16 protein-coding genes are annotated in these 16,322 nt (G+C 35.1%); 6 read left to right on the forward strand and 10 right to left on the reverse strand.

Annotated features, from left to right (window positions below; all coding sequences use genetic code 11):
- Positions 1–241 precede the first annotated feature (241 nt).
- Both HRG09_RS03455 and HRG09_RS03460 read left to right on the forward strand, forming a co-directional pair.
- Positions 242–1,327 (forward strand): glycosyltransferase family 4 protein, encoded by a 1,086-nt coding sequence (locus HRG09_RS03455; RefSeq protein ID WP_174099367.1) that lies wholly within the window; start codon positions 242–244, stop codon positions 1,325–1,327.
- Between the two features lie 228 nt (positions 1,328–1,555).
- Positions 1,556–2,383: an SAM-dependent methyltransferase gene (locus tag HRG09_RS03460; protein ID WP_174099368.1), complete on the forward strand. Its 828-nt coding sequence runs from the start codon at positions 1,556–1,558 to the stop codon at positions 2,381–2,383.
- Between the two features lie 167 nt (positions 2,384–2,550).
- Here the strand turns inward: HRG09_RS03460 and HRG09_RS03465 are convergent, their stop codons facing one another.
- The 3 genes from HRG09_RS03465 to HRG09_RS03475 form a co-directional block, all read right to left on the reverse strand.
- The gene (locus HRG09_RS03465) at positions 2,551–3,474 is read right to left on the reverse strand and encodes a GDP-mannose 4,6-dehydratase (protein ID WP_174099369.1); all 924 of its coding nucleotides are present in this window, start codon (positions 3,472–3,474) and stop codon (positions 2,551–2,553) included.
- Positions 3,471–4,436 carry a GDP-mannose 4,6-dehydratase gene (gene gmd / locus HRG09_RS03470; protein ID WP_174099370.1) on the reverse strand — a complete coding sequence of 322 codons (966 nt, stop codon included), beginning with the start codon at positions 4,434–4,436 and terminating at the stop codon, positions 3,471–3,473. The genes HRG09_RS03465 and gmd overlap by 4 nt, the downstream gene beginning before the upstream one ends.
- Before the next feature lie 328 nt (positions 4,437–4,764).
- Positions 4,765–5,538, reverse strand: coding sequence for an FkbM family methyltransferase (locus HRG09_RS03475; protein ID WP_174099371.1), 774 nt, complete (start codon positions 5,536–5,538; stop codon positions 4,765–4,767).
- A gap of 889 nt (positions 5,539–6,427) precedes the next feature.
- Here HRG09_RS03475 and HRG09_RS03480 point away from each other — a divergent pair.
- Positions 6,428–7,489, forward strand: a complete 1,062-nt coding sequence (locus HRG09_RS03480; RefSeq protein ID WP_174099372.1) for a CgeB family protein — start codon at positions 6,428–6,430, stop codon at positions 7,487–7,489.
- A gap of 136 nt (positions 7,490–7,625) precedes the next feature.
- On the opposite strand, the gene HRG09_RS03485 is transcribed toward HRG09_RS03480, so the two are convergent.
- Positions 7,626–8,267 (reverse strand): hypothetical protein, encoded by a 642-nt coding sequence (locus tag HRG09_RS03485; protein WP_174099373.1) that lies wholly within the window; start codon positions 8,265–8,267, stop codon positions 7,626–7,628.
- 524 nt (positions 8,268–8,791) lie between these two features.
- On the opposite strand from HRG09_RS03485, the gene HRG09_RS03490 reads away from it, so the two are divergent.
- Complete coding sequence (locus HRG09_RS03490; RefSeq protein WP_174099374.1) at positions 8,792–9,793, forward strand: CotO family spore coat protein; 1,002 nt, start codon at positions 8,792–8,794, stop codon at positions 9,791–9,793.
- Positions 9,794–9,860: 67 nt separating this feature from the next.
- Here the strand turns inward: HRG09_RS03490 and HRG09_RS03495 are convergent, their stop codons facing one another.
- Positions 9,861–10,508: a CotY/CotZ family spore coat protein gene (locus tag HRG09_RS03495; protein WP_174099375.1), complete on the reverse strand. Its 648-nt coding sequence runs from the start codon at positions 10,506–10,508 to the stop codon at positions 9,861–9,863.
- Positions 10,509–10,635: 127 nt separating this feature from the next.
- Between HRG09_RS03495 and HRG09_RS03500 the strand changes: the two genes are divergently transcribed.
- A complete protein-coding gene (locus HRG09_RS03500; protein ID WP_174099376.1) occupies positions 10,636–10,995 on the forward strand; it encodes a DUF1360 domain-containing protein in 360 nt (119 codons plus the stop codon).
- A gap of 64 nt (positions 10,996–11,059) precedes the next feature.
- Positions 11,060–11,266, forward strand: coding sequence for a cytochrome C oxidase subunit III (locus tag HRG09_RS03505; RefSeq protein ID WP_174099377.1), 207 nt, complete (start codon positions 11,060–11,062; stop codon positions 11,264–11,266).
- A gap of 228 nt (positions 11,267–11,494) precedes the next feature.
- Here HRG09_RS03505 and HRG09_RS03510 read toward each other — a convergent pair whose 3' ends face one another.
- The 5 genes from HRG09_RS03510 to HRG09_RS03530 form a co-directional block, all read right to left on the reverse strand.
- Positions 11,495–11,962: a CotY/CotZ family spore coat protein gene (locus tag HRG09_RS03510; RefSeq protein ID WP_174099378.1), complete on the reverse strand. Its 468-nt coding sequence runs from the start codon at positions 11,960–11,962 to the stop codon at positions 11,495–11,497.
- A 144-nt stretch (positions 11,963–12,106) separates the two neighbouring features.
- Positions 12,107–14,170 carry an ATP-dependent helicase gene (locus tag HRG09_RS03515; RefSeq protein ID WP_174099379.1) on the reverse strand — a complete coding sequence of 688 codons (2,064 nt, stop codon included), beginning with the start codon at positions 14,168–14,170 and terminating at the stop codon, positions 12,107–12,109.
- A 101-nt stretch (positions 14,171–14,271) separates the two neighbouring features.
- Positions 14,272–14,694: a GNAT family N-acetyltransferase gene (locus HRG09_RS03520; protein ID WP_174099380.1), complete on the reverse strand. Its 423-nt coding sequence runs from the start codon at positions 14,692–14,694 to the stop codon at positions 14,272–14,274.
- A 1-nt stretch (position 14,695) separates the two neighbouring features.
- A complete protein-coding gene (locus tag HRG09_RS03525; protein ID WP_174099381.1) occupies positions 14,696–15,214 on the reverse strand; it encodes a YjcG family protein in 519 nt (172 codons plus the stop codon).
- A gap of 92 nt (positions 15,215–15,306) precedes the next feature.
- Positions 15,307–16,038, reverse strand: coding sequence for an alpha/beta hydrolase (locus HRG09_RS03530; protein ID WP_174099382.1), 732 nt, complete (start codon positions 16,036–16,038; stop codon positions 15,307–15,309).
- Positions 16,039–16,322 lie beyond the last annotated feature (284 nt).

The raw sequence follows: 16,322 nt of genomic DNA on the forward strand, positions 1-16,322 counted from the left end.
TCTCGACACATCTAAAATCTATTGATTAAGGCAATCGTGAAGTAGTGTAGCAAAGTTAATAAAAGGTTCGAATTGTCAAGGTAGCTTATACATTCATTTTTAGTATGTAGGTAGAATGAAGTAAGCTATTTACTCATATAATTAGTTTAATTCCATATCCATAAGTTGATTAACTTTGAGTGAAGTAGATGAAAATTCATCATGGAGGCTATCATAACGTTTTTTAATGGGGGTGTTGAAATTGAATATTGCATTTGATATGTCTTTTGTCAAAGAAGAAATTATGAATCGGGGAATTGGACGTTATTCAAAAAATATAATTCAGCACATTATTATGTTAAATGATAGTCATCATTTCTTTTATTTTTATCCAGACTATACGAAAGAAGACGCCTATTTAAAAGATGAACTTCAGCGGTTTATTGATGTTAATAAAATAGACGTCTTCCATATACTCAGTCCATACTATCCTCTTGAAACTCATCGTATTCTACATAGAGAGTGGTTTGGGACAACAAAAGTGGTAGCGACAGTATATGACTTAATTCCAATGTTGTATCCGAATTACTATCTCTCTGCCCCTGGGATGCAAGCAATCTATAACCAAGTAACAAGTTTTATTTGTTCTTGTGATCTTCTGTATGCCATTTCTGAAACGACTAAGACAGATGCTATACGTCTTTTGAAGATTGATCCTAATATGATTAAAGTTATTATGGGAGGGATCGATGAACAATTTAAAATCAATCCTACAGTAAATCAATCCTATTTTGCTATGAAATATGGGATTTCTAAGCCGTATATTATGAATATTGGAGGTGCAGATTTCCGTAAAAATCTTAATGGTTTAGTTGAAGGGTTTACCAGAGCCAAGATAGCATTAAACAATTCGATTCAACTTGTAATTGTGTATTCGGATAAACAGCAACTTTTAAATTCTGGAATGACAGCCTCTGTTTTCGATGATGTCATTTTTACTGGTTATGTCTCAGATGAAGATTTAGTCAAATTATATAATGGAGCTGAAATAGTAGCATTTCCTTCTTTCTATGAGGGACTTGGCTTTCCGGTGATAGAGGCAATGGCCTGTGGCACACCAGTCCTTACTTCAAACACATCCTCGCTTAGTGAAGTTTCTGGGGATGCTGCCTACCTAGTTGATCCTTACAATATTGATGAGATCAGTAAAGGTTTAATTGATTTAATAGAAAATCCAGAATTACGCACTTCACTTAGAGATAAAGGTCTTCTACAGTCAGCTAAATTTCAATGGCCATATGTTGCGAAACATACGTTAGAAGGGTATGAAAAGATGAACCAAAAATAAAAAGTTACTACGTTCTTTTCCCATAATCCATAAAATTTTTATATGTTTGATTAAAAAGTATAGAATCAATAGATTATTACTAAGGAACAATTAGCATAAAACAAAGTTTAAGAGGTGGGTTAAAATATAATTATGCTTTGCGGGTTATTCTTATTTTTCAAATAAGGTGCGCTTTAGATTTAGGTATCTGGAAATAGAATAAGATAAAACTTCAAGGAGAAGTGAGCGATGTTAAAGTCTAAAATAGTAGGTGAGTCTGATTATAACGAGTCATGGTTTACGAAAGCTTTAACAAAACTAAGGGAGCCTTTCTTTCTTTATATGGAACAAATGCCGTTACCTTTCAATAATACGATTTATCACCGGAAATTGTGGGAGTGGTGTTATATCTATCAGGCGCTGCTTGAAAGAAATATGCTTATCCCATTTAAAAAAGGTTTAGGTTTTGGAGTAGGAAAAGAACCACTGGCCTCTTTATTTGCCTTTCATGGATGTTACATTACAGCAACAGATTTGGATTATAGTCAAGCTGTTGTTCAAGGGTGGGTTGATACGAATCAGCATTCGCAGCAAATTATGGACCTTTGTCAGTATGAGTTGTGCGACCCTAATACACTCAGGCATTTAGCGAGTTTTGAAACTGTAGATATGAATTGTATTCCAGATCATTTAAACGACTTATATGATTTTACATGGTCTTCCTGTAGTTTTGAGCATTGTGGCTCAATTGAACTGGGTTTTCAATTTATCCTCAATCAGATGAAATGCCTTAAGCCTGGGGGAGTGGCTATTCATACAACAGAATACAACCTTAGTTCAAATGACGATACAATAGAATCTGGTATAACCGTCATTTTTCGGAAGAAGGACATAGAGCAAATGGTAGCTGCTTTAAGAGCTGAGGGGCATTTAGTTGATATTGACTATAGCATAGGATCAGGAAACATCGAATCATATGTGGATATTCCGCCGTATAAGCAAGATCCGCACTTACGGTTACAATTGGCACAATATGTATCTACTTCCATTGGGTTGATTATTCAAAAAGATAAATGAAAAAACATCCCGAACCTCTGCATGATAAGGAACGGGATGTTTTTTACATGAATTACGGTATACGTAATTGCAAAGTGTATGGATTAAGTTTGTTTATATTAAATCTTTACATTTTTGTTTTATAGGTAGATGTAAAGTAAATGAGGGCTTGCACATGCGAATCGCTATTAAACTGATAACCAATATTGATAAATATCTTGAAGGGAGTGGTGTATAGAAATTTTAGGCTCCCATTTAGTTAAATTTTTTATTTTTGTGTAATCGCCAATAAAATATGGAATATCAGAAGGTCTCATTTTATTAGGGTCAGTTTCTATAGCTATCTTTTTATTTGAAAAAGATAGCAAAATATTTAATATTTCTTGAATGGATGTACTTATTCCAGAACAAACATTATAAATTTCTCCCGCATATCCTTTTAAAGCAAGCATATAGTATGCCCTAACAATATCTCGCACATCTGTAAAATCCCGAAAAGATTCTAAATTACCAACTTTTATTTTATTATGGTTGGTATTGTTGTTTATTAAGGCAATCTGATGAGCAAAATCAGATGTAACAAAGCCTAGTTTTTGCCCAGGGCCAATATGGTTAAAGGGTCTAACATGTATAACATCTAAACCAAAGCCTTTATAATATTGTTTTACTAGCATACTAACAGCTGCTTTACTCGTTCCATAAGGGCTTAGTGGGTTTAGTAATGTTGTTTCAGAGATGGTATCATGTATACCAAGAGTAGCTTTTCCGTATTCTTCTGAAGAGCCAATAGTGATTACTCTTATTTCTTTATCTAGTTTTTTGACTGCTTCTAATAGGTTAATAGTTCCAAGGGTATTGGCTTCAATTGTCTTAGAAACATTCACCCAGGAGTCTCTTACATTGCTCATTCCTGCTAAATGAAATATATGAGTTGGTGAAATTTTTTTTAATAAACTTACAATTTCATCTTGCTCTTGTAAATCTAACTGATAAGTATGTTTATATAAATTTGATTGCCTTGAAGTTCCATAGACTTCAGCTCCTTCCGCTATTAGTCTGTTTTGCAGGTGGTGACCGACAAACCCTGTAATTCCTGTTATTAAAGCTATCATTTTAGCACACGATTTATTTCTAAATCATGATCTACCATCATTGTTACTAACTGTTTAAAGGATACCTTTGGTTTCCAATTTAATTGTTCCTTTGCTTTATTTGGAGAACCGAGTAATAGATCAACCTCAGCCGGACGCATAAATTTTTCATCTTGAACAACATAATCCTTCCAATTTAGTCCTGCATACTCAAATGCTATTTCAACAAATTCTTGTACGGTATGTGTTTCCCCCGTAGCTACAATATAATCATCCGGACTTTCATTTTGTAACATAAGCCACATTGCTTCCACATAATCACCAGCAAATCCCCAGTCACGTTTTGCATCTAAATTTCCTAAACGTAGTTCATTTTGTAATCCTAGTTTTATCTTAGCTACCCCGTCTGTTATTTTACGTGTTACAAATTCTAATCCACGTCTTGGTGATTCGTGATTAAATAAAATTCCTGAACAAGTAAACATATTATAGCTTTCACGATAATTTACTGTAATCCAATGACCATATACTTTTGCAACACCGTATGGACTTCTTGGATAAAAAGGGGTTTGCTCCGTTTGAGGAGTTTCGGCCACTTTTCCAAACATTTCACTGCTTGAAGCTTGATAAAAGCGGGCATCTGGTTTTATTAAGCGTACTGCTTCTAGCATGTTTATGACACCGAGTGCTGTTACATTGCTCGTATAAATAGATTGTGTCCAAGAGTCTCCTACAAATGATTGAGCGGCTAAGTTATACACTTCATCTGGCTCTGCAATTTTTACTGCATGAATTAAGGAAGACAAATCTGATAAATCTCCAGGGATAAGTTCAATTTCATCTAAAATGTTTGAAATATTGTTGTAGTTCGGTGTGGATGTTCTTCTTTTCAAACCGTACACTCGATAACCTTTACTTATTAATAACTCGGCGAGATAAGAGCCATCTTGCCCTGTAATACCGGTAATTAATGCTTTTTTCATGTTATCAACTCCAAGGTGCATTCTTTTCGTTGTTTATAGTATGCGGAATAACTAAAAAATGACAGTGAAAATAATGTGTTCATGCATCTCAATATTCTATATAAATAGGAATAACTATTAAATACTATGTGATGGAAGAATATAAATAAGGTAGGTATGTTGAGGGTATTCTTTGCCAAAGAAAAAATATATAAAGCTTGTATTACGCTGAATGACACGTTTTACAAGCTTTTTTATGGTTATATGTCCATAGGTATCCAAATTAACAGATACACATAATCTTTAATATAGCATTATTTTTTGGAAGTAATTTTTGTTTTTAGGATAGTTAGTTAAACGTGCAGTACAAATCACCCCAAATAGTTGGTTTTATTAATTCTCGGAGATGAGAATAGTCAGCCACTTGTACTACTGCTGTAGTAAAGTGATTGATATGATAAATTTTAGGATATATTGACTTTAGCAGCTCAAACAATTCCGATGGATCAAAGCCTCCAATCGAAGAAATAGATAATGGATTAAATTCTACTATTAAATCTGGTTTCCATTTATTGATTGTATTTAAAGCACCTTGTAACGCCTTAGTTTCAGAACCTTCAATATCCATTTTTATAAAATCGACATTTGTAATTTCAGCAGCTGGTATCCAATCATCTAATCTAACACAGGTGATAACTTGATTTGGCGTTACAGCAATCCCTGGTTCCTCAAACACAAATGACCAACCTCCACCGTCACTGTTGTTAAAAAACTCGATATTTGTATTTTTATCGTATACTCCTAAATTGATTGGCAAAATGTTTTTAATTTGATTTTCTTGTATCGTCTGCATCAAATAAGAAAAGTTAATGCTAGATGGTTCAAAGGAATAAACTAATCCATCTTTTGCTAAATAACTTAATGCAAGAGAAGTTAGCCCAATATTCGCACCGACATCTAGACAAATGCTGTTGGGCTTAATAATCCTTTTTAAGTGATTCATTATATGAACTTCGTAGTATCCATGTTGCTTTACAGCTTGGAATATACTCTTATCTTGTTCATTTCCGTAAAATACAAATGACTTTTGATCAAAAGGCAAATTTAAAATAGCTTTTTCCAAATAAATCAACTCCTATAAAATTTTTTAACTTATAGATTAGGGATATATTCCAATTTATAGGGAGGTCAATTGTTTAATTGTATAGATGATCATAGTTAAGGTGAATGGAGGTTATTGAATAATTCATCACATTCATATGTTATGAAAGAATTATCGGTAAGGTTTACACTTCATATTAAGTAAAATTAAGTTGTTTTAAGAAATTAACGGTAACAGTAGTAAGCGATTAAATCATGTCAGTGTAGATTTAAATCGTTTTGATTAGTAGTAGAGAGAAAATAGAACCAAGTGGTAAATACAAGTTTCAGGTTCATGTACTAAATATAGAGAGTCAACGGCTGATTATACCTTTGTAATCAGAATAATTATAAGTATCTATGGCAGAGTAAAGATTATTTATATGTATAACGTATTCAAGAGAATGGAGATTGTTCCCTAAATATATACCTTGTTTTCAATTTATTCCAGAACCAATACATACCCTAGAGATTCGGTAAGGTAATTATGATTTTCGTTAAACGATTATAAGAAAGAGAAATATGGAGGCTGAATACTAAAGGTTTGTATCGTTTATTAATAGAAAAAGCTAGGATTATAAATTAAAATATCACGATGCTTTAAATAAAGGGGAAATAATTCATTTTATTTTGGTTCTATTACAACAGATTATGGAATATATTAACATGGATGAATAAGTGCAGGAGGTATTCGATAAGTAAATAGATAATAAAGAATTTTCAGTACATATGATATTTAGAAATTAATAATTCTATGTTGATTGAAGTTGTAATTGATCTATTAAATGAGCGTAATACTTTTCTCTCCCGTTTCGTGTCAAAATTCTTATTCTAGTAATTACTATGAATAAAAAAGGGATGGAGTGAAATGGATGAAAGAAAACAATGAATATCCTAATCCTTCTCAAGTTACCCAAAACCCTCTATGTATACAGGAAAACTTCAAAAATCTCAGAGTCATATTCGTATCCTCTGAATACGATGTACCATATTGGCCATTAGAAAAGGGAATTATTGATAGTCTAAAAAAAACTGTTCGGGAATTACATGTAGTATCACCAAAGCAGGATTTAGTGCGAGTTGTACAAAAAATAAAACCAGATTTTGTACTTGTTTTTAGTGGGTTTAAGCTGCCTTTTTATCAAGTAGAAATGTTGAAGAGGCTTGGTATAAAAACAGCCGTCTGGATGACAGATGATCCGTATGTTATAGATCAGAGTAAAAAAATCGCACCTTATTACGATTTTGTTTTTACACAAGAAGTCAATTGTATTTCTTTTTATAAATCGATAGGTTGTCAAAATGTTCATCATTTACCCCTTGCTGCAGACCATAATGTATTTTATCCGAAAAATGTTGATGAAAAATATAAAACAGATATTTTGTTTATTGGAGTTGCATTTTCAAATCGTGTAACATTTTTTGATGAAATTTCCGACTATTTGGTAAGTAAAAACACGCTAATTTCTGGCGTCGGATGGAACAGTTTACAGAATTATCATTTGCTGCAGCAAAGAATCAATGCAAATCATTGGCTGTCTCCTGAAGAAACCGCGAGTTACTACAATGGAGCGAAAATTGTGCTCAATCTACATCGTTCACACGATGATCCAACTATTAATAAAAATCGCGAGAAGATAGAAGCATTATCTCTTAATCCTCGAACATTTGAAATATCTGCTTGCGGGGCTTTTCAACTAACTGATATTCGCCCAGATTTAAGTGGATTTTATCAACCTGGCTATGATATTGAAACATATTGTACAACTCAGGAATGTATACAAAAGATAGAATATTATTTGAGTAATGAAGAAGAAAGAAAAATGATAGCGGCAAGGGCTTTAAACAGGGTTCAAAATGAGCACACTTTTTCACATAGAATCTTAGAACTACTTAGCATAGTTTTTCCTGAAAAAGAGCTGAATGGGGAATGATAGTATATAGAATTGATATAGAGACATTATAGGTGAGGACATTTATGTACATTTTAAATATTATATTTTGTAGTAAAAGAGAAAGCAATGTATAGAAGATTCTCTATACATTGCTATTTTTGTGCGGGAGTAAATACTATTCAATTTCTAAGAATGCATAAGTGACAGCAGCTACTGTAGCAGCAAGAGCAGCAGTTTGGACAAGCTGAATTTGAACTACATCACCAGCGTTTAACGGTACATCAGGGACACGGATTGTGCCTCTTAGTAATGGCAGTGCAATGAGTGCTGCAATACTTAATGTCGGGTTTAGAGGAATTGTAGCAATAACCTGTGGAGTATCAGAGCCAACTCCTCCTGGAAATCTGACAACTTGAGCAGTAAGAGCGCCAAGTATAGTTGCGCTGGCACCAATTATTGAAAGTCCTGCAGTGATATCGAATATACCTGTTGTAGTTACCCCTACTCCGGTAAAGGCACCTGGTGGTGGTACGAGTGTTCCAGTTAATCCTGGTGGGGTAGGAGTTGCTGGTACTACAGAAATTGCATTTGGAAGAGGAGGTAAGAATCGGTCAAAAGCGATTGCGACTCTATTAATTCCTATTAATGGTAGTGCAGCTAGTGTGATTACTTGAGGTACTGTACCATCCTGGACTGCAAAAGCACTCTGGTCACCGGCAGGGCCAGGAAAAGGAACAGAGATAGGACCAGGAGTAGGGCATGGAACAGCGTCCGGAGACCGGAAAGCATGATGATTTGATCCACAATGATTAAACATATATTCACCTTCTTTTCTTATAGAGTACATTATATTTAATGCAAGTAGGTACAAATTTGAAATGGACAAATTCCTATTTTTTTTTGAATGGTGGAGATGTCTAATATATTTTAATCTGAAAATTCAAACTGTAAATAACAAATGTAATTTATCCCGCTATTTGTGGGCAATAACTGCCGATAAAAGTCTGACTGGTCGGACTGACCGTTAGTGGGGATGAAGAAGACACCCACTGATGAAAGTTTCACTTTATTGAACGGTTATTTCTTTTTCTATTTATTATATAAGTGCGAAAAGGTTGCTTTTTTTAGAGTGGTTATTTCAATGATAATCGTGTAGGGAAGTGTTATATTTTAAGATTTATAATATTACCAAATATGATAAGTGAGTTCATAAATAATATATATTTTAGAAGGTATATGAAACTGTATATTATGTCTGTATACAAAAAAAGAACGCAAATTTCCGTACCCGCTGAATATATATCTAACAGTAGGAGTTTGTAAGAACAGGAGGGAAAGGATTTGAAGCGGAAACCGAGCAACAAAAAAGATAAGCGGTCGATCATATATATTTCACAACCTACATTTGATGAGGCTAAATTGAACATGCAGAAGACATTTGTTATAAAGCCGGAAAAACAAGTAGAATCTGCACGGGAAGAGGAAATAGATACTAAGGAAGAAATAATAAACATAAAGAAAGAAGTGGATGTGAAAGCAGAAGCTAAAGCCATTGAAGAAGTAAAGGAAGAAGCGGATGTGAAAGCAGAAGCTAAAGTCATTGAAGAAGTAAAGGAAGAAGCGGATGTGAAAGCAGAAGCTAAAGTCATTGAAGAAGTAAAGGAAGAAGCGGATGCGAAAGCAGAAGCTAAAGTCATTGAAAAAGTAAAGAAAGAGGTAATAAACATAAAGGAAGAAGTGGATGCGAAAGCAGAAGCTGAAGTCATTGAAAAAGTAAAGAAAGAGGCACTAAACATAAAGGAAGAAGCGGATGCGAAAGTAGAAGCTAAAGTCATTGAAGAAGTAAAGGAAGAAGCGGATGTGAAAGCAGAAGCTAAAGTCATTGAAGAAGTAAAGAAAGAAGCGGATGTGAAAGCAGAAGCTGAAGTCATTGAGGAAGTAAAGGAAGAGGCAATAAACATAAAGGAAGAAGCGGAAATTACTCAAGAACTGCAAGGGGAGGAGAATTCACCAGAAACAGAAGTAATAGCTGTAAAAGAGAATAAAGTATTTGAAGGGCAAGCGTTAGATAAGGGAAAAGGTCAGGAAGCTGGCTTACCCAAAGGAGTGCGAAAAAGAAAACCCTTCAAGGAAATGAATAATGAAGAAAAAATCTACTATTTAATACATCAGCCTAAATATATTCCGAAAGTAAAGTGTCAAATTAACACAGTAGAAAAAAATTTGACGGGATATGTACTTTCTTATAAAGAAGGATATGTAGGAATCAAAATGATGGAGAAAACAAAAGAAGTTAAAGTTAAATTCGAAGATATCGTTCACATTAAAATGATGGGTTTATAGAAACAAATAAATATATAAAGGTGACAGATACTCTGTCACCTCATAGTTTTTTGGTTTTACAATAAAATTACACTCTGCTAACGAAAGTGTCACGGAAACATTGAATTGCACAGAAGCATCGTAAGTCAACTGTAATACAGAAGTTAGTAGATGCTAAACCAAAGAATTCTGTTGTTAGTCTAGGAGCAACTCCTGAACCTCCGCCAGTATCTCTGAACGTAATGCCGTTTTGATATTTACAAATTAAAGTTCTTGCGATTGCTTGGAAATCAGCCTGTGTTACTGGAAGTCCTGAAGTTGGTAAGAATAGTGATAATTCTCTTATAAGATCATCTAATGCACCAGGGCTAAGGTTTGAAACATCTGGTGTTAATACTCTAAAGACTGCACAACAATCGCAATCTACACTTTCTACGCGTAAAAATGGAGAAGGGATAGGGATAGGCAGTTCAAAAGCATCAGCTGTTATAGATCCTGTATTAATAATGTTAAAACAGCTTGCTGGTAGAAAAATGTCACCTTTTTTGTTAAATACTGCAACAGGGCGAGTGTTGGCTATTGGGGAAGTACCACCGCAGTTTGCGCCTAAAATTGGGTTTTCGCAACCAGTTGGGCAACCATCAAGTTGTACGTCTTGTAGTTCGTTGATAAAATTTACGACGTCACATACACAATTGGCATCATGACGATGCTTTTTGTCATCATTGCAGCTCATATTTTACACTCCTTATCATTGAGTTTTGATTTACATTAATAGGATATTGAAGCGGGGGTAAATCGGTTACTCCTCTTACTGAGTTTTTTTTTTATGGGTAAAAGTAATGTAAAGGTAGGAGAGGAAAATGTTATTTACAAGTTGGCTTGTGTTCTTTATTTTTGCATGTGCTGCCTTTCGGTTAACACGGCTTATTGTGTTTGATAAAATTACATCATTCTTACGGGCGCCTTTTATTGAAGAGGTACAAATTACAGAACCTGATGGAAATATTTCCACCTATATGAAAATTAAAGGAACAGGATTAAGAAAATGGATAGGGGAATTGTTAAGTTGTTATTGGTGTACAGGGATATGGGCGAGTGCATTTTTATTGTTATGTCATAATTGGATTCCAAAAATAATGGAGCCAATTATATTATTATTAGCGGTTGCGGGTGTCGCAGCAACTATTGAGACGATTGTTAGTCGTTTGATGGAAGAATAAGAAATGAGGGAACGAAACAGAGGGATTGTTCATATAGTAAATCGAGCGTAAAAAAATTGAGGAGATGTTTGCGATGACAAACTATCAGCAACCGGACCCATATCATAACATTCAATATTGGCATCAAATGCAGCAGCATATGAAGAATCAACAAGCACAAAAGCAACTAGAGCAGCATCAGCTGCTAGAACAACAAGGATATGTGAAAAAGAAAAACTGTAATTGTAGCGGAAAGAAACAAATCTTGCCAGATCAACACGGTCGAGGTTGAGTAAACACTCATGTTATCGTGAGTGTTTTTGTTTTGTATACAAATATTATATTTAGTAGAGGAGGAGTGAAGAAAAGGGGAGTCATAACCATTTTCAAACGTTAGGGGGCTATTGAATCATTTGTAATGTTGTTCTATAAGATATTTATGGAGAAGAGATTTGTACTTAAATATTTGGAGGGTGTATGGATAGAAGATTGTTAATAATTAGAAAGGAGGAAACCTCAATCAGCAGTTTGGAATATATATATCACGTAAACATTGAATACCGCAGAAGCAAGTTAAATCAACAGTGATATAAGAAGAGGTTGCGTGTAATGCAGCATCTGGTCTAGTTAGATACGTACAAATAGGGTTTAAATTAGAGCCTTCTCCCCGATTTGCGACAACAATCAATGGTTGAAGTACAGCGTAGCAAGAGTCGTCTATATTTTCGACGCGGAAAATGGCTGATTTACAGTTTGTAGTTATACTAGGTACATATGCTTCGAAAGGATTTCCGGATTTTGTGAACAAAACAAAAGGTCTTGTGTTTGCGGTTTTTGTCTCATAATGGGGATCAAGGAAGGGAATGTCATAATATAATGAAGGGGGAGTTGATGCACATTCTTGTAATTCATGTATAAATGAAACAACGTTACATACACAACCTGCATCATAATCTGAATCATGTGTATTGTTACAGTTGCAGCCCATATGATTCACTCCTTACTGTTTAAGTCTATGCTATATAGAATATGAGTCGAGAAGAGTTGATATTACGAGAGACAAAGCTTATTTCTTTTAGCTGGGTCCCGGTATTGTTTGAGAAAGATACAAAGAAGTCAGCACCATATGATGTTAAGGCGCTGACTTCTTCGGTAAATCTTTTCGAGCAATATATAAAAATCTCGATACATCTAATTTTTTCCCTCTAAAAAATTGCGGAGAGGAGATGTAAAGCTCTTCTTTTGCGCGAGTAATAGCGACATAGAGCAAACGTCGTTCTTCCTCTAACGCTTCAGAAGTGTCAGTCACACGGTCATTTGCATCTTTTAAAGAAGAAGAATGAGGGAGTATGCCGTCGCTTGCGCCAAGTAAAAAGACACATGGAAATTCCAATCCTTTTGCGTTATGAATGGACATAAGGGAAACGGCATCTTTTTCTTGCATTGTTTTTAATGCTTCCATTTCTTTTTGGCTTTGAATCGCTGTGCTGACAAATTCTAAATAAGCAGGGATATCTGTAAAGCGATTTGCTGATTCCATTAGTTCTTCGAGCATTTCTTCTTGTATGTCTTTATGCATCGTAAAGGAAGAACGGTCATTGCTTTGTAAGTACTCTAAGTATTTTCCTTTCCCCTTAATAATCTCTTTTAGTGCTTTTTTTGGTTCCAATTCTTTAATAAATTTAATGAAGTCAATTCGTTCGTTTATTTTTTTGACTTGAAATGGTTTTAAACTCGGATTCAGCAAGAGAAAATGAAGGAGGGAAGGGAATCTTCCTTCACCGTATTTCCACTGTTCACGCTCGATAAATGAGATGCATTCATCACGGCCGATATACATCGTTGGTAATATGCTTGAAAGCGATTCGATTCGAAACGGTTCATACGCTAGGCGCAGCTGATCGAGTACTGGTTTAATTAAAGAATGTTCATAGAATGATTGACTTGCGCCGTGTTTAATAAAAGGAACTTTATGAATCGTTAGCTGATCGAGTAAAGAACGGCTGACAGAGTGTGTACGATACAACAAACAAAAGTCTTTGTATGATCGTTCGCCGCTTGCTACTTTATCTTGGATGAGTTGTAGAATTTGATTTGCTTCATCAAGAGTAGTGGCAGGGCGTGCATAAAATGGCTGCACTCCTTCTTCATGAACGGAATATAATTCTTTTTTAAAACGTTCTTGATTCAGTTTAATGACTTCGTTTCCAAGTCCAACGATAAATGGATTCGAACGATAATTTGTATTTAAAGCAATAATGGTTGTATCTTCAAATTCTTTTGGAAAGGATAAGATAATTTGATGGCTTGCACCGCGCCAGCCGTATATGGCTTGATCGTCATCACCTGCGATAAATAAATTATTTCGCGGCGAAGCTAACAGTTTTACAATCTCATATTGTGCATACGACGTATCTTGAAATTCATCGACTTCGATGTAATGGAATCTATTTTGTAATTGCGTTAATAAAGGTGCGTTGTTTTCAAGCATGTAGAATGTTTCTAGTAAGATATCATCAAAGTCTATATATCCATATCTTTGTTTTACATCTTCATAACGTTCATACACTTCACGAAATTCTTGTTCCACTGGTGTTTTTGCTTGTACATCTTTTGGACGATTTAACTTATTTTTTTCGAGTGAAATCATGGCGAGCATTGTTTCTGCGTCATAATCATCTTTTAAACGCAATTCTTTCAAGATTTTCTTTATCATAATTTGTTTATGTTTTTCATTTGCTAAAATCTGCTGGTTATATCCTTGACTACGAAGCAATTTTAAAAAGACGGAATGGAATGTACCTGCGACAACATACTGGCTTGCGGCACGGTTCATCCCAGGTAAGCTTGCTACGCGGCTTCGAATTTCTTCAGCAGCTTTTTGTGTAAACGTAAGCAGTAAAATGTTGCGTGGATGAACATTTTTTACATTGATTAAATAGCCAACGCGCGTTGTTAAAACAGATGTTTTCCCGCTTCCAGCTCCCGCTAATGTAAGAACCGGACCTTCTGTTGTTCGCACTGCTTCTAATTGTTTTTCATTTAAATAAACGCCTTGCTGCTCTAGGGCGCGGAAATAAGCTGCATCGTTATCCTTCTCGACAATTAAATTGGCAGAAGTTTTTGGAATATGATACGTGGCCTGAGGAGCGCTAGCGTGCGTTAATGTTTTTTGCGAAAATTTTTCTTGAGTCATACATTCACCTTCAAAACTATAGCATCAACTTTTAACTTTAGCGGAAGAAAAAGAAAATAGCAATGTAAAAAACAGGAGGGGGTTACCTCCTGTTTAGAAAATCATAACTCTTTTATCATCACAACATGCGGTATATCTGCCTCCATAAATACATCAGAGGCAGTTTCATATCCAAGTTTTTTATAGAAGGATTCCGCATGTGTTTGCGCATGGAGCTTCAATTTTGGTAGCGACTCTTCCTTGGCATATGCTTCGAGTGAGTCCATAATGATTTTTCCGATACCTTTTTTACGATGAGAAGCGAGAACACATATACGCTCCATTTTCCCGATGCCATCCACAATACGAAAGCGACCTGCGCCGACTGGAATATCCCCATCATATATAACAACGTGTTTAGAGATTTCTTCAAATTGATCGTATTCTTCTTCAGCGGACACATGTTGTTCTTCAACAAAAACTTGTTTACGTACAGAGAATGCATCTCTTAGCTGTTCGTCTGTTTGTACGATTTGTGCTTGCAAATTAGTTGTTCTCCTTTCCAAGGTGGAATGTTTCGTATACTGTCCATGTTTCATTTTCTAATTGATATAGAAGGTGGAAACGGTCGATTGGTTGCTCGTAATAAAAGTCTTTCATACGTAAGCGACCTAATACATCAGCATGCTCTGCATCTGATAGATTTTGTCCAATTGTTAAATGTGGTACGAATGCGTATTCACGCTCTTGTGTAAAGAATCCTTTATGCATTTCTTCATTTAATAATGTAAGTTCAGGTGTTTTTTCTACTTTAAAATAAAGAACATTATTAACAGGTGCGAATGAGCTTACCTTTCCAACGTGAAGGGTAAACGGATTTGTTTTGTTTGCGATTGTATGCAGTTCTTGTACAATTTCTGCTAATTGCTCATCTGGTGCCTCAAAGGGTGCTTTTAATGTGATATGTGGCGGAACTAATGCATAATGCGGATCATAACGCTTACGCAGTCCGTTTGCTTTATCTTGAATCATTTTTGATGGAAAAATTACAATGCCTAGTTTCATCTTTATATTCCTCCCTTTGTAAGTCTAGTTAGATTTTGAGAAAACAAATCTCTTTTTTTATTATATCAAAGAATTCTGAATACTGCTTCTTATTATTTCATTGATAGAATATAAGAAAATGCTTTTGGCAAATCTGTTTGCCAATATTTCCAAGTATGATTTCCTTCAAATTCTTCGTAATGTGTGATGAAGTTTCTTTCTGTCAGCAATGCATGCAGCTCACGGTTTGGTTCTACAAAATCAGAAACTTGTCCATCTGTTCTTTTTACAGCAGTTTCTTCTGTCCCAATTACATGATAAACTTCCAATGCTTGCGGTTCTGTAAAGCCTTTTGCAAGGCTAAGCACTGTTTCATCGACAAATGGGGACTGCATAACGACTTTGCCAAATGTATGCGGATACATAAGTGCTGTCATAAAGGACACTGTACCGCCTAGAGAATCTCCGATTAATACACGACCTTTGCCCATTTGGTATGTTGGATAATTTTCATCGATATATGGAACGAGTTCGTGGGCAAGGAAACGAATATAGGCGCTGTTTTTCACATCGTTTGGAAAGTATTTTTCTTTACGATCGTGTACATTTTTATATGGAATACCGACAATAATAGTTCGGTCAATTTCTTCATTTTCACGAAGACGTTCAATTACACGGTGCGCTTTACCAAGCTGAAAATAATCTCTTCCATCCTGTGCAATGACAACTGTGTGCTTATGCAGCGGCGTATAATTAACTGGTAAATAGACGAGAAGTGTAATCTCTTCTTGAAGTGATGTACTGTAAAATGAAAGTTCTTCGATTCTCCCGATTGCTTGATTCATGTGTGATCCCCCTAAATAAAAATATGCTGTGCTTCTCGTTTTATATTTTACCATAATGATAAGAAGAATCTAAAAAATTAGTATTTATATGATGAAAGAAAAATCAATATAAAAGCTTTCGTTTTAGTTGGGAGAGAGGATCCGCCCATGCATAGAAGCGGTCAGGGCCTTTTTTAGCCCCATGCCATGTTAAAACAAAGGAAGAAAATGAGAGGAGATCTCCTTTTTCTTCATAGCCGTAATTTATATGTGAAATCTAAAAAAGGAGTTATCCAGCAAAAGCC

The sequence above is a fragment of the Bacillus sp. Xin1 genome, assembly GCF_013314535.1.
GTDB lineage: Bacteria > Bacillota > Bacilli > Bacillales > Bacillaceae_G > Bacillus_A.